Annotated in this window: 19 protein-coding genes; 14 read left to right on the top strand and 5 right to left on the bottom strand. The window is 54.6% G+C overall.

All coding sequences use genetic code 11. The features are described 5' to 3' along the window. Positions 1 to 87: 87 nt before the first annotated feature. From INP77_RS02315 to INP77_RS02305, 3 genes are all read left to right on the top strand, one after another. The gene (locus INP77_RS02315) at positions 88 to 6,078 is read left to right on the top strand and encodes an alpha-2-macroglobulin (protein ID WP_194747078.1); all 5,991 of its coding nucleotides are present in this window, start codon (positions 88 to 90) and stop codon (positions 6,076 to 6,078) included. 5 nt (positions 6,079 to 6,083) lie between these two features. Further along, positions 6,084 to 8,270, top strand: coding sequence for a penicillin-binding protein 1C (pbpC, locus tag INP77_RS02310; RefSeq protein ID WP_194747077.1), 2,187 nt, complete (start codon positions 6,084 to 6,086; stop codon positions 8,268 to 8,270). A 124-nt stretch (positions 8,271 to 8,394) separates the two neighbouring features. After that, positions 8,395 to 8,763, top strand: coding sequence for a hypothetical protein (locus INP77_RS02305; protein WP_194747076.1), 369 nt, complete (start codon positions 8,395 to 8,397; stop codon positions 8,761 to 8,763). A gap of 75 nt (positions 8,764 to 8,838) precedes the next feature. On the opposite strand, the gene INP77_RS02300 is transcribed toward INP77_RS02305, so the two are convergent. Beyond that, positions 8,839 to 11,376 (bottom strand): methyl-accepting chemotaxis protein, encoded by a 2,538-nt coding sequence (locus INP77_RS02300; RefSeq protein ID WP_194747075.1) that lies wholly within the window; start codon positions 11,374 to 11,376, stop codon positions 8,839 to 8,841. Between the two features lie 268 nt (positions 11,377 to 11,644). On the opposite strand from INP77_RS02300, the gene greB reads away from it, so the two are divergent. The 10 genes from greB to INP77_RS02250 all read left to right on the top strand — a co-directional run bounded on the left by greB (position 11,645) and on the right by INP77_RS02250 (position 18,556). Continuing rightward, on the top strand, positions 11,645 to 12,127 hold the full coding sequence (gene greB, locus INP77_RS02295; RefSeq protein WP_194747074.1) for a transcription elongation factor GreB: 483 nt from the start codon (positions 11,645 to 11,647) through the stop codon (positions 12,125 to 12,127). Between the two features lie 93 nt (positions 12,128 to 12,220). Further along, entirely contained in the window at positions 12,221 to 12,631 is a 411-nt protein-coding gene (locus INP77_RS02290) for a hypothetical protein (RefSeq protein WP_194747073.1), read from the top strand. Positions 12,632 to 12,703: 72 nt separating this feature from the next. Continuing rightward, entirely contained in the window at positions 12,704 to 13,360 is a 657-nt protein-coding gene (locus INP77_RS02285; RefSeq protein WP_194747072.1) for a hypothetical protein, read from the top strand. Positions 13,361 to 13,395: 35 nt separating this feature from the next. Then, a complete protein-coding gene (locus INP77_RS02280) occupies positions 13,396 to 13,740 on the top strand; it encodes a heavy-metal-associated domain-containing protein (RefSeq protein ID WP_194747071.1) in 345 nt (114 codons plus the stop codon). Further along, on the top strand, positions 13,740 to 14,132 hold the full coding sequence (locus INP77_RS02275; protein WP_194747521.1) for a hypothetical protein: 393 nt from the start codon (positions 13,740 to 13,742) through the stop codon (positions 14,130 to 14,132). The genes INP77_RS02280 and INP77_RS02275 overlap by 1 nt, the downstream gene beginning before the upstream one ends. A 196-nt stretch (positions 14,133 to 14,328) precedes the next feature. After that, positions 14,329 to 14,832, top strand: coding sequence for a 3'-5' exoribonuclease (locus tag INP77_RS02270; RefSeq protein ID WP_194747070.1), 504 nt, complete (start codon positions 14,329 to 14,331; stop codon positions 14,830 to 14,832). An 85-nt stretch (positions 14,833 to 14,917) separates the two neighbouring features. Then, positions 14,918 to 16,054: an elongation factor P maturation arginine rhamnosyltransferase EarP gene (gene earP, locus INP77_RS02265; RefSeq protein WP_194747069.1), complete on the top strand. Its 1,137-nt coding sequence runs from the start codon at positions 14,918 to 14,920 to the stop codon at positions 16,052 to 16,054. Between the two features lie 198 nt (positions 16,055 to 16,252). Next, the gene (efp, locus tag INP77_RS02260; RefSeq protein ID WP_018986563.1) at positions 16,253 to 16,813 is read left to right on the top strand and encodes an elongation factor P; all 561 of its coding nucleotides are present in this window, start codon (positions 16,253 to 16,255) and stop codon (positions 16,811 to 16,813) included. 203 nt (positions 16,814 to 17,016) lie between these two features. Beyond that, positions 17,017 to 17,502: a hypothetical protein gene (locus tag INP77_RS02255; RefSeq protein ID WP_194747068.1), complete on the top strand. Its 486-nt coding sequence runs from the start codon at positions 17,017 to 17,019 to the stop codon at positions 17,500 to 17,502. Between the two features lie 16 nt (positions 17,503 to 17,518). Further along, entirely contained in the window at positions 17,519 to 18,556 is a 1,038-nt protein-coding gene (locus INP77_RS02250; RefSeq protein WP_228518649.1) for a hypothetical protein, read from the top strand. Positions 18,557 to 18,559: 3 nt separating this feature from the next. On the opposite strand, the gene INP77_RS02245 is transcribed toward INP77_RS02250, so the two are convergent. Then, entirely contained in the window at positions 18,560 to 18,820 is a 261-nt protein-coding gene (locus INP77_RS02245; RefSeq protein ID WP_194747067.1) for a DUF2934 domain-containing protein, read from the bottom strand. Positions 18,821 to 19,075: 255 nt separating this feature from the next. Between INP77_RS02245 and INP77_RS02240 the strand changes: the two genes are divergently transcribed. After that, positions 19,076 to 20,239 carry a sugar MFS transporter gene (locus tag INP77_RS02240; protein WP_194747066.1) on the top strand — a complete coding sequence of 388 codons (1,164 nt, stop codon included), beginning with the start codon at positions 19,076 to 19,078 and terminating at the stop codon, positions 20,237 to 20,239. Between the two features lie 286 nt (positions 20,240 to 20,525). On the opposite strand, the gene INP77_RS02235 is transcribed toward INP77_RS02240, so the two are convergent. The 3 genes from INP77_RS02235 to INP77_RS02225 form a co-directional block, all read right to left on the bottom strand. Next, positions 20,526 to 20,921, bottom strand: coding sequence for an energy transducer TonB (locus tag INP77_RS02235; protein ID WP_194747065.1), 396 nt, complete (start codon positions 20,919 to 20,921; stop codon positions 20,526 to 20,528). Between the two features lie 27 nt (positions 20,922 to 20,948). Continuing rightward, on the bottom strand, positions 20,949 to 22,388 hold the full coding sequence (gene tldD, locus INP77_RS02230) for a metalloprotease TldD (protein WP_194747064.1): 1,440 nt from the start codon (positions 22,386 to 22,388) through the stop codon (positions 20,949 to 20,951). Positions 22,389 to 22,484: 96 nt separating this feature from the next. Next, positions 22,485 to 23,339 (bottom strand): carbon-nitrogen hydrolase family protein, encoded by an 855-nt coding sequence (locus INP77_RS02225; protein WP_194747063.1) that lies wholly within the window; start codon positions 23,337 to 23,339, stop codon positions 22,485 to 22,487. Between the last annotated feature and the right edge of the window lie 6 nt (positions 23,340 to 23,345).

Raw genomic sequence — 23,345 nt, 5'->3', positions numbered from 1 at the left:
TTTTTAATCGAGCTTAGTCTGGCTTGGCAATTTGAATGATGAGAGCTGCCCTTTCGTCCGCGTTTTTGCCATATTAAGGATCACGCTATGCTGGCCCGTTTTTTGACACACGCTGTGCGCGCACAACCGGCGCGGTTTTCTGAGCGCCTTGCCACCGGCTGGATGACTGCAAGTTGGCTGGCTGCCTGTTGTGTGCTCTGGCAAGGGTCGCTGGCAGGAAATGTCTTAGCTGCAGACGCGGACACGCAAGCGCGCGTGATCTTTGCACCGCAAGGCGAGGTGAAGGCGGTTAGACAAGTCAGCGCCCGGTTTTCGCTGCCCATGGTGGCTTTTGGCGATCCGCGTCTGCCTGCACCGTTTGACATTCAATGCGATGCCAAAGGCCAGGGGCATTGGCTGGATGACAGGCAGTGGGTGTATGACTTTGAAGCCGATTTACCAGCCGGTTTGCAATGCCGCTTCTCTGTTAAAAAAGGTTTGCAAAGCGTCGCGGGCATACCGGTTTCGTCGCAATCTTTCAGTTTTTCAACCGGGGGGCCGGCCATCGTCACCTCGCTGCCGGAAGAGGGCATTGAATATATCGATGAGTCGCAGGTGTTTTTGCTGGGGCTGGATGCCCCTGTCAATGAAGACAGCGTCAAGCAGCATGCGGCTTGCAGCATACAAGGTGTAGGTGAGCTGTTTCCGCTCAAGTTGATCACTGGCCAGGCACGTGAGCAGATACTGCGCGAGCAAAAAGACCGCGCCAGCCAGTTGTTTTTGGTGTTGTTTAAAAATGCGCAGCAGGGTCTGCTCTCGGTCAAAGACCGCCGTATGCAGCAGGCGAATATTGTCGTGGCACAGTGCAGCCGCCCGTTGCCTGCGGGCAGTGAGGTGAGTGTGCATTGGGACGCAGGCATCACCTCCGTCAGTGGTGTGGTTGCCAACAAGCCGCAAGTGCTGAGATTTAAAGTCCGCGATGCGTTTAAAGTGAATGCCAGCTGCACGCGCACCAATGCCAAGGCTGGCTGTATTCCGGTGTTGCCAATACAGGTGCAATTTAATGCGCCCGTCAGTCGTCGCCAGGCTGAAGCGATTCGCCTCAAGCTGCCGGATGGCAGCACGCAAAAGCCGGTGATTGCAGACTATGCACAAGGCGAGACCTTGGAGGCCGTGCAGTTCAAAGGACCGTTTACCGCCAATAGCCGGGTGGTGCTGCAATTGCCAGGTGACTTTAAAGACGATGCCGGGCGCGTACCGGTCAATGCGCGCGCTTTCCCGTTGGCGATGACAATGGATGTCGATCCGCCCCTGATCAAGTTCCCGGCAAAATTTGGCATTTTGGAGCGGTATGCACAACCTGCCTTGCCGGTGACGGTGCGTAATGTCGAGGTCACCTTGCAAGGCGCGCGCATCACCCCCAGCGCCAATGCCGAGCAATCTGGCCGTGTGGGCCACTTGCAACCTGAGAATGATGCTGAACTGGCGGCCTGGTATTTTAAAGTCACCCAGCATCCTTACAGCAGTGGCGAGTCTGACGCCTTTTTGCAAGCGCATGACCGTTACCCGCGTGAGGGGGAAATCCCCCTGCTAATAGGCAACCAGGACGTAGCTTCCAGTGAGATCCGCCTGCCGCGCAGGCAAGGGCAAAAAACGTTTGAGGTGTTGGGCATCCCGCTGCAAAAGCCTGGATTTTATGTGGTCGAGTTTGCCAGTGACCGCCTGGGGGCGGCGTTGCATGGCGAACAAAAACCTTATTTTGTCTCCTCCAGCGCGCTGGTCACCAACCTGGCCGTGCATTATAAAAAAGGCCATGAGTCATCCCTGGTGTGGGTGACGCGGCTGGATAATGCCAAACCGGTCTCGGGGGCCGAAGTCAGGGTATCCACCTGCGATGGCGTCTTGCTCTGGCAAGGCAAAACCGACCGCCAGGGCCGCGCGAATATTGCACAGGCCCTTGAAGACAGCTACCGCAAAAGTTGTTATGGTCATCTGGTCACGGCACGCAAAGACGATGATTTGTCGTTTATGTTTTCACAGTGGGACGATGGCCTCAGCCCCTGGCAATTCAACCTGGGCGGCGGCGAGAGCGCGGGCCCGGTACTGGCGCATACGGTATTTGACCGCCCCTTGTTCCGTGCCGGTGAAACCGTCTCCATGAAGCACTTTGTGCGCTTGCACACCGGCAAAGGACTGCGCCTGCCCGAGCGGTTGCCGGATGAGATCACCTTGACGCATCAGGGCAGCGGCGAAAGCGAGACGCGCGCGGTGCGCTGGGCCAATGCGGCCGGTACGTCTAGCTGGGCGATTCCCAAAGAAGCCAAGCTGGGTAACTATGTGGTGACCATGACGGTGGAAGGCATGGAGGTAACGACGGGGCATTTCCGGGTTGAGCAATATCGCGTGCCCTTGATGCATGCCAGCCTCAAACCGCCCGCCGCACCGGTGGTCAACCAGCGTCAATTACAGGTGGATGTGCAACTCAACTATCTGGCGGGCGGGCCTGCGGCTGGCTTGCCGGTCAAGTTCCGCAGTCGGCTAGAGCCTTATATCATGCAGTTTGCGCAGTATGAGGCGTTTCGTTTTGGCGGCGAGCGGCCACAGGAAGGGCTGCACGCCATACAACCTTTTTCTTATGACCCGGAAGAAGGCTGGAGTGATGGGCAATCCTCGGATCCAGCATCTGCTGACAGTGACAAGCGCTACCCGCCCCGCACGCAGGCGGTGACGCTGGATGGCAGTGGCGGTGCGCGTGTCACCTTTGACCGTTTACCTGGTGTACGTACCCCCCATGCCTTGCAGGTGGAGATGGAATATGCCGACCCCAACGGCCAGATATTGACGGCAGCCACACAAGCGCTACTGCTGCCCTCGGCCGTGAATCTCGGCATTAAAATGGATAGCTATTTTGCGACGCAGCAGAGTCTGGCGTTCAAGGTGCTGGCGCTGGATAGCACAGGCAAACCGCTGGTGCGGCAATCGGTAGCCGTCGAGGCCTACCAGCGGCATACCTATGCTTACCGCAAACGGTTGCTGGGCGGGTTTTATGCCTATGAACAAACCGCTGAGGTGAAACATGTGGGTGCGGTGTGCGACGGTCAAACCGATGGCCAGGGTTTGCTCAGTTGCAAGGGGGCGGCTCCGGCCAGTGGCGAACTGATTCTGGTGGCAACCACTAAAGACAGCAAAAAACAGCCTGCCATCGCCAGCCAGGAAGTGTATGTCGCCGATGAAGATGGCTGGTATAGCGCAGGCGCCAGCGACCGCATTGATATTCTGGCCGACAAGCGTGAGTATGCCCCGGGCGAGACGGCGCAATTTGAAGTACGCATGCCTTTCCGCGAAGCGACTGCACTGGTGACGGTGGAGCGCGAAGGCGTACTGGCCTCGTATGTCAGCAAAATCAGCATGCAGTCGCCCATCGTCAAGGTGCCGATCGCTGCCGAGTATGGGCCCAATGCCTATGTGTCGGTGATGGTGGTGCGTGGCCGTGTCGATCCGCAAGCGCCCGGACGCTTTGCCTGGCTCAAGCGCATGGTCTATCAGGTGGGCCAGTTTTTAGGCCTGGTCGATCATTTACCGGTCGAGGTGGATACTCGGCCAACGGCCCTGGTGGATTTAAGCAAGCCGGCCTTCAAGCTGGGCATGACGCAAATCAAGGTGGGCTGGCAAGGCTATGCCCTCAAGGTCAAGGTGGAGCCTGAACGTACGGTTTACCGGGTGCGTGAACAGGCCAAGGTCAAGCTGACGGTGACAGACCCGGCGGGCAAGCCGCTCTCGAATGCCGAGGTGGCGCTGGCTGCGGTGGATGAAGGCTTGCTGCAACTGGCCAAGCCTGATTCCTGGCAGTTGCTGGAGGCCATGATGCAGCGGCGGCCGATAGAGGTATATACCTCAACGTCACAGTCGCAAGTGATTGGTAAACGCCACTTTGGTAAAAAAGCCGTCGCACCCGGCGGTGGCGGCGGGCAGGGCGCCAACGCGCGTGAGCTGTTTGATACCTTGCTGCTGTGGAAGCCCGTGATCAAGTTGGATAAACACGGCCAGGCCAGTGTCAGCATTCCGCTCAATGATGCGCTGACCAGTTTCCGCATTGCCGCCATTGCCCATGCCGGTGCAGCGCGCTTTGGTTCTGGCAGTGCGCTGATCCGCACCACGCAAGACCTGATGCTGTTTTCTGGGCTGCCGCCGTTTGTGCGCGAGGGGGATCAGCTGCAGGCCATGGTGACCGTGCGCAATGCCAGCCAGCGACCCCTCACCACGCAAGTGACCGCCACCCCGCTGGGCGTGGAGACCGCGCTTAAACCACAGCGCGTCAAGCTGGCCGCTGGCCAAGCCGCAACCCTGGCGTTCCCGCTACGCGTGCCTTACAACGTGACCGGCCTGGATTGGCAAATAGATGCGGCGGTGGTCGGGGCGTCTACCGCGCAACCCCCAAATCGTTTGCAGATTAAAGACCGTTTAAAAGTGCACCAGCAGGTCGGTGCGGCTTATCCGGTTCGTGTCTACCAGCAGACCATACAGCAGTTGCAAGCCGGTCAGCCCTGGCAGATGACGGTACAAGCGCCAGCGCAGGCGGTGCCGGGCCGGGGTGGCATAGACGTGCGGCTTAACCGCTCGCTGGTTGGTAGCCTGTCTAGCGTGCGCGAATGGATGCAGCGCTATCCCTATATCTGTTTGGAACAGCGCGCCTCGGTGGCGGTGACGCTGGAGGATCAGGCCCGCTGGAATAGCGTGATGCTCAGTCTGGGGCAGCACCTCGATGGCGATGGCCTGGCGCGTTATTTCCCCATGGATTGGCTGCCAGGCGATGACAGCCTGACCAGTTATTTATTGCAAATTGCCGATGCTGCAGGCTATGACATCCCGGAGACCGCGCGTGAGCGCATGCTCAAAGGGCTGGAGGATTTTGTCGCTGGCCGCATTCACCGCTATGGCAGCATCCAAACGGCGGATGTCGTGTTGCGCAAGCTGGCGGCGATTGACGCCCTGGCACGCTATGACCACGCCAGACCGGAGATGCTGGATGCGCTGGAGATTCGTCCCGAGCTGTGGCCGACCTCAGGTGTGATTGACTGGTTATCCATACTCAAACGCATGCCAGCGCTGCCAGAGGCTGAGCAAAAGCGCGCCCAGGCCATGCAGGTGCTGCAATCGCGCTGGATGGTCTCAGGCACGCAGTTCACATTTTCGACTGAAAAACAGGATGACTTGTGGTGGTTGATGGTGTCGCCCGACGTCAATGCGGCGCGTACGCTGGACTTGCTGGCGGCGGACCCGCAATTGCCTGCCGAGGATGCGGGCCGTCTCGCCCGTGGCTTGTTGTCGCGACAACAGGCCGGCCATTGGCGGACCACCTTGGCCAATGCCTGGGGCGTGCTGGCGTTGCGGCATTTCCAGAAAGCCCATGAACAGGCTGCGGTGACTGGCCAGGTCGAGCTTAGCCTGGCCGGGCAAAGCCAGCATTTGCCTTGGTCACGTGCCGCCATTGCCAAGCCTGCTAAAGCAGTCAATGTTGCCACCCAGCCAGCGCCATGGGCCGAAGCGGGGGGATTGCTGACGCAGTATGCCTGGCCGCAGGCGGCGGCTCCGCTGCAAATCCAGCAGCAGGGTGAAGGCAAGCCTTGGGCATTTGTCACCGCAAAAGCGTCCTTACCGTTGCAAGCCCCGCTGTTTGCCGGCTATCGCTTGCAACGTGAGGTCATGCCGGTGTCGCAAAAAACGGCTGGCCGCTGGCAACGGGGCGATGTCTACCGCGTCCGCCTCACGGTAGAGGCGCAAGCCGATATGACCTGGGTGGTCATCAATGACCCGGTGCCCAGTGGCGCGACCATCCTCGGCAGTGGCCTGGGCGGTGACAGCCAGCAACTGACGCAACACGAGCAACGCCTGGGCTGGCAACGCCCGGCCTATGAAGAGCGCGCACTGGATGGTTTCAGGGCTTATTATGCCTACGTGCCCAAGGGTAAATTCACGGTCGAATATACGGTCAGACTCAATCAGCCCGGCCAGTTCAGCCTGCCTGGCAGCCGGGTGGAGGCTATGTATGCGCCAGAAGTGTTTGCCGAGTTGCCGGTGCCTGCCATGCAGGTACAGTGAGATTGATGCGACGTTTCCTCCTGCCATTGTGGTTCAGCCTGCGCAGTCGTCCGTGGATTTGCGCATTGCTGGCCGGAATCTGCCTGCTTATCCTGTGGGTGGCGACAGTGAAGGTGCCAGACTTCGGCCAGTTTAAGCAACACAGCCAGAGTTCTGAGGCCTGGCTGCTAGATCGGCATGGCGCACCGCTGCAACGCTTGCGCCTGAATCATGATTACCGCAGGCTGGACTGGGTGCCGCTGGCACAGATTTCCCCACGCTTGCAGCAGGCCATGCTGGTGGCCGAGGACAAGCGCTTTTATCAGCATGCGGGGGTGGATCCGTGGGCCCTGTTGTCTGCCATCTGGGATAACCTGCATCGCCCGCATCGACGCGGCGGGAGTACATTGACCATGCAGTTAGCCAAGTTATGGCTGCAAGACACCCAGCCCGGCTTTTCACACACCTCACCATGGCGCTTCAAGCTGGCACAAATTCGCCTGGCACTGGCCATTGATCATGATTGGCAAAAAAACCAGATTCTGGAGGCGTATTTAAATCGGGTGACGTTTCGTGGCGAACTGGTGGGCATCGATGCGGCCGCGCGTGGCTTGCTGGCCAAAGGCCCGGCGGCACTGGATCGTCTGGATGCGGCCTTGCTGGCAGCGCTGGTGCGGGCGCCAGCCGCCGGTGCTTCGCGTCTGGCCAGGCGCGCTTGCGATGTGCTGACGCATACGCACACGCAGGATGCACGCAAAGACTGCGAGCGCTTGTGGATACGCGCCGCCTTGTTACCGAAACGGCCTTTCCCCATGGCCGGGCAGGATGATGCGCCTCATGTGGCCAGGCGGTTGCTCACGCAGGCCGGACAGCGTGACCGCAGCAGCTTGGATGCCAGTCTGCAACGTTTTGCCCGGCAAACATTGCAAACCCATCTGGCTCAACTGGCCAGCCAGCATGTGACCGACGGCGCGGTGCTGGTGCTTGACAATACCAGTGGCGAGGTACTGGCCTATGTTGGCTCCAGCGGCGATTTATCCGGGGCTGCGGCGGTGGATGGCGTGGCCGCGTTGCGGCAGCCAGGGTCTACGCTCAAGCCATTTTTGTATGCACTGGCGATAGATCAGGGCTGGTTGCAAGCCGCCTCGGTGCTGGATGACTCGCCGCTGGCACTGACCACGCCCAGCGGCTTGTATATTCCACAAGACTATGACCGCCATTTTCATGGCGCGGTTAGTGTGCGCACGGCGCTCGCCTCATCGTTAAATGTACCTGCCGTGCGCGCGTTAACGCTGGTGGGTGTGGACCGCTTTTTACACGCCCTGCAACAGCTGGGCTTGCAGGATTTGAAACAGGACGCCGATTTTTACGGTTTTGGCCTTGCTCTGGGTGGTGCCGAAACCAGCTTGCTCCAGCTCACCAATGCTTACCGGGCACTGGCCAATGGGGGCCAGTGGCAGCCAGTCAGCTTTCACACAGGCACCAAGCCTTTGTTGCCATCACGCCAGATATTGACTCCGCAAACCAGCTTTATCATCGGTGATATTTTGTCTGACCCTGTGGCGCGCAGTATGACTTTTGGCTTGTCCAGCCCATTATCGACGCGGGGATGGGCGGCGGTGAAAACCGGCACCAGCAAAGGCATGCGAGACAACTGGGCGATCGGCTACAGCCAGCGCTATACGGTAGGGGTTTGGGTCGGTAACTTTTCTGGCGAGCCAATGTGGGATGTGTCAGGCGTGACAGGCGCAGCGCCGGTGTGGCGTGACATCATGGAATATCTGCACCGGGACAGCGCGTCTACGCCGCCGGTGCCGCCAGCCGGTGTCGTGGCGCAAACCGTGCATTATGAGCCAGCCATCGAGGCTCCCCGGCAGGAATGGGTGCGAGGCAATGCGCCACTGCCAGCCACAACCACCCTTCGTCTGGCACCGCTACAAGCACAGCTGATTGCGCCACCGGCGGGGGCGGTGATTGCGCCAGATCCGGATATTCCCGACCGCAAACAAGCCTTGCTGGTGCAAGCCGCCTGGAGCGGGCAGGGCTGTCTGTATCTGGATCAGCACTTGATCAACCAATGCCGTTTGCCACAACTGACGATTCCTTTGCCGCCCCCAGGCAAACATGTCTTAAGCCTGCGGGACAAGCACGGCCAGCTGTTGGATCAGCACCCGTTTGAAGTGCGGGCGATAGCCCTTAAAGCCCCAGCTTAAGTCTAGGGCCAGGCGTCCACAAGGCAAACTGTTAGCCATGACAATAAATATGGCTGTACAAGTGATTTATCCCTTATGATTCAGCCATACAATTCATCATTTACGGAAGAGCAGGATTTTAAACATGCGTGTATTAAAGTGGCTGTTATGGTTATTGTTGCCGGTGGCCTTGTTTGCACTCTATACCTGGGCCAGCTTGAGTTGGGTATATTCATCGGGGGACCGGGTCGGCTATGTGCAAAAACTCTCGAATAAAGGCTGGTTGTGCAAAACCTGGGAGGGCGAGTTGGTGCTGGTCACCGTGCCCGGCACCCAGGCCGAGAAGTTTTACTTTACCGTGCGCGATCCGGCCGTGATTCCCAAAATCAATGCCTTGTCTGGTGAGCGCGTCCGTTTGCAATATGCAGAGCACAAGGGCGTGCCGTCAAGCTGCTTTGGTGAGACCAGCTACTACGTTTATAACGTGTTAAAGGTGAATGACGATTACAATTAACCGTGAAGCACAAAAAATGCGCCCAGGCCGGGCGCATTTTTTTTGAGCATTTTTATGCCTGGGGTTAGGCAAGCTTCAGGCACTTAAGCGCCGCGTCTGTTGTGGCAGGGCGAGTGTTTCTTCTGGTGTTGCCTCCAGTTTGAACTGATTGACGGAGGCTACCAGGGTGTGCACCTGTTCCAGCATGCTTTCTGCGGCCGCGGCAGCTTCTTCTACCAAGGCGGCATTTTGCTGCGTGGTTTCGTCGATGGCGGTCATCGAGGCGTAAATCTGCTGCATGCCGTCACTTTGCTGACCGGCTGCTTCGGAGATAGCGCCTATGCTACTGGACACCTGTTGCACGGCCAGCACAATGTCCTGCATGGTGCGACCGGCTTGCCCCACTTGTTTGGCACTGATATTGGTTTGGCTGACCGAGGCGGCAATCAATTCCTTGATCTCTTTGGCTGAAGCGGCAGAGCGGGTGGCCAGGTTGCGCACTTCGCCTGCCACCACGGCAAAGCCACGGCCAGCTTCACCGGCACGCGCAGCTTCTACCGCGGCATTCAGCGCCAGGATGTTGGTCTGGAAGGCAATGCTGTCAATCACGCTGGTGATTTGGGCGATCTGGTCCGAGGTCTCATTGATACCTTGCATGGTGGTCGACAGTGCTTTAAAGGCATCGCCGCCTTGCAAGGCCATCTGGTTGGCCTGACTGGCCTGCTGGCGGGCCTGACGTGCATGGTCGGCCGTTTGCTTGATATGGCTGGTCAGGGTTTCCAGACTGGCTGACGTTTCTTGTAGGGCATTGGCTTGCGTCTCGGTGCGGCGTGACAGGTCGTTATTACCTTTTTCAATTTCTGCGGCAGCCACCTGTATGGTTTCAGCCGCTTGCTTGACGGTTTCTATCGGCGCCACCATGCGTTGCAGAATCTCTTGTGAGCCTTGCAAGGCCAGCCTGAAATCGCCAGCATGCGCCGTCACATCCACCAGGCTATACAGTTGGCCTTGCTGGGCTTCATCGGCAATCTGGCGCGTATCGGCTACCAGTCGTTTCACGGACAGGATGCAGGTGTTCAGATTGTTGATCAGCACCTTGAAGTCGCCATGGTACTGGTTATGGATAGGGGCGGGCAGATCTCCTGCCGCAATGCGTTTAACGCAGTCTGCCGCCACATGCAGTGGCGAGACCACCGCGTCCAGGGTCTGGTTGATGCCCTGGATAATCTGACGGAAATCCCCGGCGTGTGCTTCTACCTCTACCCGTGTATCCAGTTTGCCCTGTTGTGCGTCCGAGGCCAGGTGATGAACATCGCTGATCAGCTGGTGAATCGCCTGTGCGCAGTGCTGCAGGCTGGTTTGCATCAGGTTAAAGTCACCGGCAAACTGGGTGTCAATCCGGGTCGGAATATTGCCTGCCGCCATTTGATCCAGATAATGCGCCGTGGTCTGCAAGGGCGTGACCACGGCATCCAGCGTCTGGTTAAAGCCAGCCACAATCTGCCTGAATTCCCCCTGATGACGTGATTCATCCACGCGTGTGGAGAGCTGGCCCTGTTCCGCGGCGGCTGACAGTGTATGTACATCTTCCATTAAGCGTTTGAAGTTTTGGCGTACCTGCTCAATGCTCTGATTGATATAGCTGCGTTGACCAGGGAAAGCCGCCAGTGGCTGGTTGAAATCCCCTTCGCCAAAGGCTGTGACCACCTGCAAAGACTGGCTCTGCGCCTCAATATGCTCCTCGACCATCTGGTTAATGCCTGAAGTCAGTTGCTGATAGGCGCCCGCAAATTGGCTGCTGTCTATGCGGTAATCAATCATGCCGGCCCGGTGCTGGCTGGACATTTCATTCAGGGATTGCACGATGTTCTGAATATTGGCTTGCATGCGCTGCATTTCGTTTAACAGCCGGGCAGTTTCGTCGCTCCCTTGTGCCGCTGCCTGCACAATAAACTGACCATTGGCGATATGCTGCGACATGCTCAGTGCCTGATCGAGCGGTCTGGTGATGGAGTGGGTCATTTTCCAGGCGATGAGCATGGCCATGACTATCGCCACCAGTAATGCGATTTCGATCTGCTTGTTCGCGCTGGCAATGGTGGATGCAAATTGCGCAGAAGCATCCGACACGCCTGCAGTATTCATATCCATCAGCAGCCTGAGAGAATGATTTAATGGCTTGTCTGCGCCTTTGACTGTCGCATCAATCTCAGTAACGCCCATGCCTTCGTTTTTGAGCGCTTCGCAGCGTTTCATGGCGTCACGATAAGTGGTCAGGGCAAGGGTGATATTGCCTAAAATCTCTTTTTCCTGGGCATTGAGCGCGCCGGTCGCGGCATAGGCTTGCATGGCTTGTTCAATATCGGTGAGGCCTTGCTCAAATTTGCGGGCTTCGCGGCCGCCTCTGAGGATGTAATTTTTAAAGTGATGTACCGCATCTCCCAGGCCTTTGCTGGCGTTTTCGATCTGGGTTCGTTTGGTCAGTTGTACGGTTTCAAACTGTTGCCAGGTCTGGTGGATATGATTAAACCCGCGCCAGGCAATCACAAAAATAAAGGTGGTAAATAAAATCAGCAATCCATAACTTAAAAACAAACGGGTGCCGACATTGAGATGGGCGAGAGACTTTTTCATGCAATTCCTCAGGGACAAACTTGAACAACGGCCAGTCATCAGGCTGGCGTGGGCGTGCAGATTGCAACGCTCAACCTATTTACGTAAAACAAGGCCTGAACTAAAGCGTTTTCATCAAACTTTCACAAATGTTTCACAAAGGGAGGATGCAGCAGGCAAAAGCCTGTTTGGCAGATACTAGACCAATGTCGTTGTATGATATGCTCGGCGAGCATGGGCTTGTCGCTGAAGTCAGCGTGCGGGGCACAAAAAATGGATTTGGAATTGAATGGCTGAACAAAAAAACTATATTACGCCCGAGGGCTATGCCGCCCTGGAGAAAGAGTTTCAATACCTGATTAAAGTCGACCGGCCAGAGGTGGTCCGCGTGGTGAGCTGGGCGGCAGGCAACGGTGACCGCAGCGAAAATGGGGATTACATCTACGGCAAACGACGCTTGCGGCAGATTGATTCGCGTATCCGCTTTTTAACCAAACGCATGGAAGCCGCCGAGATTGTTTACAGCCATACGCAAACCAATACTGAAAAAGTGTTTTTTGGCGCCTGGGTGACCTTGTTTAACCTTGGCGATGACAGCGAGAAAACCATACGCATCGTCGGCCAGGATGAGCTGGATCCTTCACAAGGCTATATTTCGTGGGTATCGCCGATGGCGAGAGCGCTGCTGGGCAAAAATCTGGGCGATACCGTACATGTGGTGACGCCAGGGGCCGACACCGAGTATGAAATTATTGATATCCGTTATGCCTGATGGAAGCATCGCGCCGCTCCCGCTGCTGGCAGCGTCATGTAAAAGTATCGACAAAGACTTGAACTAATCATCGCCAGGCCTTATCCTAAAGACATGCGTAAACGTCTCTGCTTGTTCCTGATTTGCTGGTTGCCATGCTTTGTCATGGCTGCCAACGTCATGTCATTGCAGATGACCTTGGCTGACCAGGCCTTCAATCTGGCCGCACATGCCGTGTCTTCTCATGAACGCTCTGCTCAAGTGCAATCGCAGGCCGAAGCCATGCCTTGCCACCATATGGCAGACGCGCATGAACATGCCATGCCTGAAGGGGATACTGAAGTCGCGCCCGGTCATCAGTGCAGTGTCTGCGGTTTTTGCATGGTCAGCACCGGTGTGGCCGATCTGCAAGCTTTTCCAGCGGTTGTCTTCTTCGCACAGTCTCATGCTGCCCCCTTGTTTGAGGCAGATCCCGTGCACTCCCAAACTTACCCTCCCGCGATCAAGCCACCCATATTCGCTTAACGCCCAGGACAAATCCGTCCGTACCTAGCGTTTTTGCACAATGCGTTTTTGCATTTTGAATATGGAGGCTATATGTTTAAGCAACGTTATGTTGCCTGTGGCGCCTTCTTGCTCAGCCAGATTAGTTTGCCTGCCCACGCGGCGGCGCTGATGGGGTTTGAGGACAGCGCCATGCTCATGACCGAGATCGGTCGCTACAACCAGGAATGGATGTTGAATTACTCGCCCACCTTTGGGCATGCCATTGGCGTCGAGCAAATGCGCATGTCGGGGAAAGGCGAGCAAGCCACCACCATTTCCGGGATCAATTACACCGGCATCATCAAACGCTGGAACCTGCCGTCTGCCCAGGCCAATGTCTGGTTTAACGGCAGCGTCGGCGAGGCAAGCGGGCACTATGATGGCTTTGCCTATACGCCCAGTCTGCAATTTGATGTGGAGTCTACCCGGCTGTATTTTCTCGCCAAGGCGCGCATGATCCGCGCCCCTCACATGAACTATGACACCGCCGCCGTGCAAGCTGGGTTTTCATTTTATGAAACCGGCTTTAACGAGACCCAGCCATGGTTTGTCATGGAGGTTAAAACCATGCGCAACAACGATCCGTCCGTGCAGGTGACGCCTGCACTAAGGCTCATCAACAAAAACTACTTTCTTGAGTTTGGGGTGACCAACCCCTGGCAAGGCGAGGGCTTTGCGCCGCGCCTGAATGCCATGTTTGTGTTTTAACCCTGATTGAATATTGAATAAAAGGAATCTGAATCATGAAAAAATTACTGATTACATTAATGCTGTCTGCAATGACCCCTGCGGCTTTTGCCGTGACCACGATCAAGGCCGAAGTCAACGGCATGGTCTGCGCGTTTTGTGCCAAAGGCATCGAGAAAAAACTCAATGCCTTGCCACAGAAACAGGCCGCATTTGTTGACCTGAAAAGCCGGGTGGTTGCCTTGCAACTCAAAGATGGCCAGGAGGTCTCCGATGCGGCCTTTAGCAAAGTAATTGAAGATGCTGGCTATACGGTGACCAAGCTGGCCCGGGTGAACCAGACTGTTGAAGCGATCCAGGCCGAAGTGGTCAAGGCGGATCACCAGGCAGGTAGCAAATGATGGCCGCTGAAATCAATCATTTGCAGGCGAGCAAGCGCTTGAATCTGTTGTCGCTATTCACCAGTGGCTCGACGCTGATTTGCTGCGCCTTGCCAGCTACGCTGGTGGCGATCGGCTCGGTGGCAACCTTGACCAGCCTGATCAGCCATTTTCCGCAACTGATCTGGATCAGCGAGCATAAGCCGCTGGTGTTTGGCCTGGCCGGTAGCATGTTGCTGCTGGCTGGCATCATGCAGTGGCGTGCGCGCAATTTGCCTTGCCCGGTGGATCCACAGTTAGCCAAGCTATGCCAGCAAACCCGGCGGCAAAGCCTGTGGATTTACGTGTTTTCTGTGGTCATCTTTTTGGTCGGCAGCTTCTTTGCTTTTATTGCCCCCTTATTGATCGCTTGAGTTGCATCCCCTGGTGTTGGATGAATCAGGGGTAGGACATTCAGCCGCGTTTATGCGGCTGAATGTCAATAAGCGGTTGAAAACAAATGCTTTTAATTCATTTGCACGTCATATTCCTGCGTATAATTCTGTTTCATTAAAGAAGTCCGTCTTTTTGACGATGACTTAATTAGAAAAAACAATGCAGAGAGTTGCCATGAATCCACCTATCATCATCGACATTGAAGCCTCTGGCTTTGGCGCTGGCAGTTATCCGGTCGAAATTGGCTATGTGGATAAAAGCGGGCAGACCTGGAGTGCGCAAGTACAGCCGCATGCGGACTGGCTGCACTGGGATGATGAAGCGGAAAAACTACACCATCAATCCCGTCAGTCGCTGGAAACTTATGGCGCGACGGCACGCGAGATTGCCTTGCATTTGAATCATGTGCTCAATGGCAAAACGGTGTATACCGATGGCTGGTATCAAGACTTTGTCTGGTTACACGGCTTGTATGAGGCCGCTGGCTTGAGCCCCAACTTCAAGCTTGAGGATTTGAGCCTCACGCTCACGCTTGACCAGAAAGCTGTTTGGCACGAGACCAAGCAGCGTCTGCGTGAGCAAATGGCTTTGGAGCCCCATCGCGCGTCGACCGATGCCAAGCTGTTGCAATTGACCTGGCTGGAAACCGCTGAAATGACCACCGCCTCAGCGGCATAAACGCGCCAGGCTGCCGATCACAGGCAAGATCGGTTAGACTAGCGCTTCCTGAGTTTCAGCGGCATTCCCCCGTTTTATTCCTCCTATGTGTGCGACTCATATACGCCCTGTTGCGTCACTTCCCCAAGCTGTGTCTGGCGCCCGCTGGGATATTTTTTGCAAAGTAGTGGATAACTTTGGTGATATTGGCGTGTGCTGGCGCCTGGCCAGGCAATTGGCCGATGAGTACGATATTGCACTGCGCCTGTGGGTAGATGATCTTGCGTTGGCCGAACGTTTTGCGGGTGCTGGGCATGCCTGCATTGAGATACGGCACTGGACTGCAGACGCAGATTTTTCACCAGTGGCCGATATCGTCATTGAAACCTTTGGCTGTGGTTTGCCTGAGACTTATCAGCAAGCCATGCTGCAAGGCGCTGCCACTTGGGTCAATGTTGATTACTTATCTGCAGAACCCTGGGTAGAGGGGTTTCATGCACAACCCTCACCACAAGCCAATGGTTTGATCCGTTATTTCTTTTACCCCGGGTTTACGCAGCAGACCGGTGGCCTGCTGCGTGAGGCCAGCTTGCCCGCATGGCAGGCAACGGCAGATTGGTCAACCTTTGAACCTGCGCCGCCGATAGCCGCATCCCCTCACGCACTCACGCTCTCCTTGTTTTGCTACGCGCATGCCCCGCTGGCCGCATTGGTGACGTCGCTTGCGCAGTCTCTCCAGCCAGTGCGTGTACTGGTGCCAGAAACAGTCGCGCCTATGCTGGCCGAGGTGCTAGGCAGCAGCCCATTGCAGGTGGGAGAGCAGATCCAGCGCCAGCAGTGTACGTTTCTCGTTATTCCGTTTTTATCGCAAGCGGATTACGACCGCCTGCTTTACTTGTGCGATGTGAATTTTGTCCGTGGGGAGGATAGCTGGATACGGGCATTGTGGGCAGGCAAACCCATGATCTGGTTGCCGTATCAGCAAAGCGAGGAAACGCATCTGGTTAAACTCAATGCCTTTCTCGATCACTATCTGGCACAAGCCGAAGCCTCGGTTGCCGAAACCGTGCGTGAAACCATGCTGGCCTGGGCACGCGGGCACTGGCGTCCTGACTTGTGGCAATCGCTGGTCACTGCATTACCCGCGCTTGCCAGTCATGCGCAAGCGTTTAAAGCGCAACAATCGCAGCAGCCAGATCTCGCCACCAACTTGGTGCGTTTTATTGACAAAATCCGGTGTTAAATGAGCGATCGGCATAAAGCGCAAGGCGCTAACAACGCAGCAAGCAAGGCAGTCGATGAGATACGACTTGCGCATGCCTCCCGCGCAACACAGCAATTTGCAAGCGTGGTCACTTAATCCCTTGTTTTCTTGAGAAATGTCACGCTTATCGGGTATAATCCGGCGTTTTAAAATCCCGCATACAAATTAAGGCTTATTATGAAAATCGCTCAAGAACTCCGCGTTGGCAACGTAGTGATGATTGGCAACGACCCGATGGTGGTTGTAAAGACTGAATATAACAAATCCGGCCGTAACGCGGCTGTGGTGAAAATGAAAATGAAAAACTTGTTGACTGAAGCGCCTAGCGAAAACGTCTACAACGCACAGGACAAGTTTGATGTGATCGTGCTCGAAAAGAAAGAAGTGACTTACTCTTACTTTGCTGATCCTACCTACGTATTTATGGATGCTGAATACAACCAATACGATGTGGACGCTGAGTTTATGGAAGACGCGCTGCCATACCTCGAAGACGGCATGCCCTGTGAAGTGCGTTTCTACGAAGGCAAAGCGATTTCTATCGAACTGCCAACCACTGTAGTGCGTGAAATCACTTATACCGAGCCTGCAGTCAAAGGCGATACTTCAGGTAAAGTCATGAAACCAGCGAAAATCGCTTCCGGTTTTGAGATTCCAGTGCCTTTGTTTGTGAACCAAGGCGACAAAATCGAGATCGATACCCGCACAGGTGAATACCGCAACCGCGTGATGAAATAATTCCTCTGCTTGCGATGATCAACCCCGGATTTTCCGGGGTTTTTTATTGTCTGCCGCTGGAGATGACCCTGCGATGATGCCGGGTAGTGCGTCATTCTAGGAAAGAATGCAATCGTTCAAGTGAATCATTCACTATCTGCGCTTAAATTTTTTCCATGACAATCGCTGACAGCTTTACATCATTTCAATTTTGGGGGTGTGCAATGCGTGATCAGCGAATCAAAAAAACAAGCCTGTTGCTGTCTGTGTTGTTGGGGGCGACGATGTTGATCAGTTTATCTCTCTATGCAGAGGGCGAGGGGAAAGCAGACCCCAGATCACTCAAACATCCCCTGATTGGGTACTGGGAATCCAAATTACCTGAGAATGGCTGCCTGGAAACTTACTGGTTTAAAGAAGACGGTACGGCAATTTTTACCAGTGGTGATGAGCAACTCGAAGCGCGCTATGAGGTCACGCCACAACCGGATGCGCATGGTTTTTTCAAGTTGAATCATCGGGTGACCTTAAGTAACAAGGCCCTGGATTGCACCAAGCAACATTCTGAGGTCAATACCGAGCAAACCAGTTTTGTACTGTTTAAACCCGATGGCAGCAGTTTTATTTCTTGTGATAATGACGATCCCGCGCTGGAAAGCTGTTTTGGCCCTATAGAATTAAAAAACAACGCTGCCAGAAGCTTGCCTTAAGCGCTGGCAGGCTGCGATGCGGTACATCAAGCAAAGCTTGTTGAGGCGGTTTACGCCTGTGCTCGTGGTGTGTCTGGGACTGACCCTGGTCTATCCGACGCAAGCGATTATTCACGGGCTCACGTTTCCGGGCATGACGATCTCCACGGTGAAGCTCAGCATCCAGCATGCCCATTTTTTGCAGTCGGTCGAAAAATGGGAATATTACGATTCGATTTGCAGTGCCGCGATTGTCGGCCTTAAGCCCCTCACGTTGGTGACAGCTGCGCATTGCATGAAAGAAGTGCGCCTCACTGGCCCCAAGGAGTTACCCCTGGTGAGCATTGCGCAACCAGAACTGCTGGGACTGGAAGAGGTGAGGTTAAAGCAGGCCTTTTACCGGCCATTTGAGCGTGTGGCTGAGGATTTAACCCAGGATATCGCGGTGCTGGTGTTTGATGCCAAAGTACAAAGCCTCATCCAACCACTGCGAATTCGTATCGACGACCAGATACCTGAGGTCATCATGATTTGCGGTTACGGCCGCGGTTATGGCGAAGCGGATACCCGCCATCCGCGTTGCGGAGAGCGCAAGCCGGTACATGACCTCTCGGATTTTTACCAGATCTTACCCAAACCCTACCGCGACATGGATGAGATGCTGCACCTGCAAGCGCAGACTCAGTTTGCCTATACGCAAGAGTTAGTGCATGCTGAAAAAGCATTGTTGGCGGTAAACCGTTTAAACGATCTTGACCAATACGACCATACCATTCCCATGCCGACCGTGGGCGACTCTGGCGGGCCGTGGCTAGTGCTGAATGCGCAAGGGCAATACGAGTTATTGGCGGTGACCAGCCTGGTGGAACGTTTTTATAATCCAAGCGCTAACTGGCCGTTCTTCCAGAAACAAGTGCCGTTATCGGAGTATCCATACGTGGCGTATGGACTCAAGTTGAGCCATCCGGAAGTGTTGGGATTTTTACAATATGCACAACATAGCGGTGCCGATATCCAGTTCACGTCGGCACCGTTAAATCATTATGGCAAGCGGCCTGCAAACCCAGGCCGCTGAGATTCAGGCATTCAGCTTATGGTCAATTTCTTTTTCAGCCTGTAGCCAATAATCCATGTGGCTATCCCCAAAGCCGTTTTTCTCTGCAATATAGTAAGCCGCAACTTCAATCATCTTGTAACGCTCTTCGCTGGTGATAATAGAAGGTTTGACAGACTTTTTACGGGGGCTGGCAGATTTGGTTTTGGGGCTGTCAGTTTTAGGGGCCGCTTTTTTGGCGCTGGTTTTTTTTGCAGATACATCAGTGGTCTTGCTGGTTGCCATACATAACTCCTTGGTCTAGAGATGAATGAAAATAAAGCTTGTGGCCTTGTCTGAATCATATTACAAACTGCAACCCGTCATCGTCAAGCGGCTAACTTCCTGAATATGCAGGGAATTTGATATGTGTCAGCTATTTTTGCTGTTTGAAGCAGTTTTCCCACGCAAGTTCACTGGATTTACAAAATCATGGAGGCTCTTCCAAAGTCAGCGCATCTATGGTGTAGTGACGGCAATTCATTATTTTTTAAAATAAATATGTACAAAAAAGCACTCACCTCGCTGACCATCCTGTTTTTTATGATGGGGTTTATCACCTGCCTGAACGATATTCTGGTGCCTTACCTAAAAGCCATCTTTTCCCTGAGCTATGCCCAGGCGGCCTTAATCCAGTTCTGCTTTTTTGCCGCTTATGGCCTGACCTCCATTCCTTTCAGCAAGTTGATTGAGCAAGTCGGCTATCAAAAGGGCATGGTGATCGGCTTTGCCCTGGCTGCGCTGGGCTGCCTGTTTTTTTACCCGGCGGTGTTGTTGCATACCTACGCCTTGTTTCTTGGGGCCTTGTTCGTGCTCGCGTCCGGCATTGTATTACTGCAAGTGGCTGCGAATCCGTGCGTCTCCATCATCGGCCCCAAAGAAACCGCTTCTTCCAGGCTCACCATGGCGCAAGCGTTTAATTCACTCGGCACCTTTATCGCCCCGTTTTTTGGCGCTTATTTCATCCTCTCTGGACTGACCAACTCCGTGTATGCGGAAGGCGTCGTCTATCCTTACTTTTTGATTGCAGGCGTCTTAATTGTGATTGCGCTGGTGCTCTCCAAACTCAACCTGACAGGCATGGAAAGCGCGGAAGCGGACGAAAGCCGCTGGTCTGAAGTACTAAAAGAAAAAGGCCTGTTAATGGGCGTAATCGGCATTTTTGCCTATGTGGGCGCTGAAGTGTCGATAGGCAGTTTTCTGGTCAACTATGTGATGGAAATCAGCCATGTTGCCGAAACACAAGCTGCACCATTAGTCGCTTTATACTGGGGCGGCGCCATGGTCGGCCGCTTTATCGGCATCTTCACCCTCAAGGCATTCGCCCCCGCCAAGGTGCTCATCACCCACGCATTGCTCTCAGTCATGTTTATTCTGGTCTCCATGCAAAGCACAGGCAATCTGGCGATTGCCACCATGGTGCTGGTGGGGCTGTGTAACTCCATTATGTTCCCCACCATTTTTACGTTGGGCATCAAAGGCCTAAAAGCCGGGCAGGAGAAAAAAGGGTCAGGTTTGCTCGCAACAGCGATTGTGGGGGGCGCAGTGATCCCACTTTTGACCGGGTTGCTGGCTGACCGCTTGGGAATACATCATGCGTTTGTGTTACCAGTGATTTGTTATGCGTATATCGCTTGGTTTGGTCTGCGTAATTTGAAGTCATAACCGTAAGTCTGTATGGTGGGCAACTGTTGCCCACGAGAGGTAAACCCGAAATGCGCTGGAGATGGTTGGGTGCAGATCTATTCAGGAATTACTGGCCGCGTGGGCAATAAATTGCCCACCCTACAAGGCTAAATATATAAAAATATCTTGGAGAGCTCATGATGGGGATAGTCAGAAAAACATTTAGTTGATAGTAGTTCCGGGTGTATTGAGACGCTTCTCAACGGGTGGGAAATTAATTGCCCACCCTAGCAGGCTAAGCTTGGTTAAATAGTGACGACATCATTTAGTTATCAATTGAGAATGTCAGTGGCAAAATGATGGTTTTGGGTTTTGTGCTGGTGGGATCTTGGTATCTAAAGAGCCATTTAGACACAGCTTGAACAGCATATTCATCAAGTTGGTTATTTGATGATTTATAGACTGAGATATTTGATGTGGTTCCATCCAATAAGACGGTTGTTCTTATTAAGACTTTTCCCTGTATCTTCGCCTTACGCAGTACGGGGGGATATTCGGGAAAAACTCTTTTGATCACTATGATCTCTGTTCCATCTTCAAAGTGAAGAGTTTGTTGGGTTTTATCAATGATCTTTACACCATGAGATTGGCAAGATAGTAAGCTTAAAACACAAGCTAACCAAGCAAACTTGGCTATCCACGTAAATCGATCTAGAGGCATTGATGTTAATGCTGTTCTTAAAGTTATTTAAGCAGAAGTTCCGCCTACAGTTAAACCATCAATTTTCAATGTAGGTTGCCCAACCCCCACAGGCACACTCTGACCTTCCTTGCCGCAAGTGCCCACGCCACTATCAAGCGCCATATCATTGCCGACCATGCTGACACGTGTCAGTACGTCCGGGCCGTTACCAATCAGCGTAGCGCCTTTCACCGGGTAGGTGATTTGGCCATCTTCAATCATGTAGGCTTCAGCGGCGCTGAAGACGAATTTACCGCTGGTGATATCCACCTGGCCGCCACCAAAGTTGGCAGCATAGAGCCCTTTTTTGACTGACTTGATAATCTCTTGCGGATCTTTGTCGCCATTTAGCATGTAAGTGTTGGTCATGCGCGGCATGGGGATATGCGCGTAGCTTTCGCGGCGAGCGTTGCCGGTGAGGTTCATGCCCATCAGGCGGGCGTTGAGCGTATCCTGGATGTAGCCGCGCAGGATGCCGTCCTCAATCAATACGGTTTTTTCCGGGGCGTTGCCTTCGTCATCCATAGTCAGGGAGCCGCGGCGGTCGGCGATGGTGCCGTCATCGACAATGGTGATGCCTTTGGCGGCGACTTGCTGGCCAATCATATTGCTAAAGGCGCTGCTGCCTTTGCGGTTAAAGTCGCCTTCGAGGCCGTGGCCGATGGCTTCGTGCAGCAAAATGCCTGGCCAGCCGCTGCCGAGCACGACGGTCATGCTGCCTGCGGGGGCAGGGCGCGCATCCAGATTAACCAGGGCTTGATGCACGGCTTTTTGTGCGTAGTCTTGCAGCACTTCATCGGTGAAGTAGCTGTAATCAAAGCGGCCACCGCCACCGCTGGAGCCTTGTTCACGACGGCCATTGTGTTCGGCGATGACTTGCAGGGACACACGTACCAGCGGGCGCACATCGCCTGCCATGACGCCGTCACTGCGGGCGACCATGACGACTTCGTATTCGGCGGCCATGGAGGCCATCACTTGCGTGACGCGCGGGTCTTGGGCCTTGGCGTAACGCTCGAGTTTTTCGAGCAGCTTGACCTTCGCGTCTGCACTCAGGCTGGCAATCGGGTCTTGCGGCAGATAGAGTGGCAGGTGGCTGCGGGTGACGATGCTGTGGCCGGTTTTTTCTTGCCCCAGGCTGGCGATAGCGCGGGTCGCGCTGGCCGCTTGTTGCAGGGCGTCGAGGTGGATGTCATCCGAATAGGCAAAAGCCGTTTTTTCGCCGCTGACGGCGCGTACGCCAACACCCTGGTCGATATTGAAACTGCCGGATTTGACCTGACCTTCTTCCAGGCCCCAGGATTCGCTGCGGCTGTATTGAAAATACAGGTCGGCATAGTCGATATTGTGCGTCATCATGCCGGAGAGCACATTGGTCAGCGCTTCTTGATCCAGTCCAGCAGGGCGCAGCAGTAAGTCGTTGGCTGTGGTCAGGTGTGTTTGCATAGTGGGTCTACTTTACTTTCAGCGTCTGGTGAGCGGGTTGTTTTGGTTTGAGTGATTTTTCACCAAGGAGTGCCGCTTGCGTGCTTAGGGTTTTCATTAAATCGCTTTAATGGTTTTGTGTTTAAGCGCAGGCAAGCTTTCGCGCAGGTTTTTAATATAGTTGCGGTTAACATTGGCGATGACAATCCCGGAGCCACGTGGCAAGCGGTCAAGCACCACGCCCCACGGATCGACAATCATGCTGTTACCATGGGTTTCGCGGCCAGATAGATGGTAACCCCCCTGCGCAGAAGCAACCACATAGCACAGGTTTTCAACCGCACGGGCGCGCACCAGGGTTTCCCAATGGGCTTTGCCTGTGGTTTCGGTAAAGGCTGAGGGCACCACGATCATATCCACATCGCCCATGGCGCGGAACAGCTCGGGGAAGCGCAAGTCGTAGCAAATCGAGAGGCCAATGCGGCCAAACGGGGTGTCAACGGTGACCACGGTATCGCCAGGTTCAATGGTGTTTTCTTCATGGTAATGCTCGGTGCCCATATCCATGCCAAACAGGTGAATCTTGTCATAGCGCGCGACTTGTTCGCCTTTGTCGTTATACACCAGGCAGCTGTTACGCACTTTATTGGCGTAATTGCTTTCCAGCGGCACCGTGCCAGCGACAATCCAGATTTTGTAGGCTTTGGCGGTTTTGCTCAAAAACTGCTGGATAGGCCCGGTATTGGGCTTCTCGCGGATGGTGACCTTGTCAAAATCTTTAAGCCCCATGATGCAAAAGTACTCGGGCAGTACCACCAGCTTGGCGCCAGCCTTGGCCGCCATTTCGATGAGCCGCTTGGACTCGACCAGGTTGGCCGACACACTGGGGCTGGACGCCATCTGGATCGCCGCAACTTTGACGATGTCATCATTGGCTGAGGATTTGAGTTTTTTGGTTTTATTGTCGGCCATGGCAAG

Source organism: Methylophilus sp. 13, from assembly GCF_015354335.1.
Classification (GTDB): domain Bacteria; phylum Pseudomonadota; class Gammaproteobacteria; order Burkholderiales; family Methylophilaceae; genus Methylophilus; species Methylophilus glucosoxydans.
Note: the sequence above shows the minus strand (reverse complement) of the source record. Positions and strands in the feature narration are given on the sequence as shown.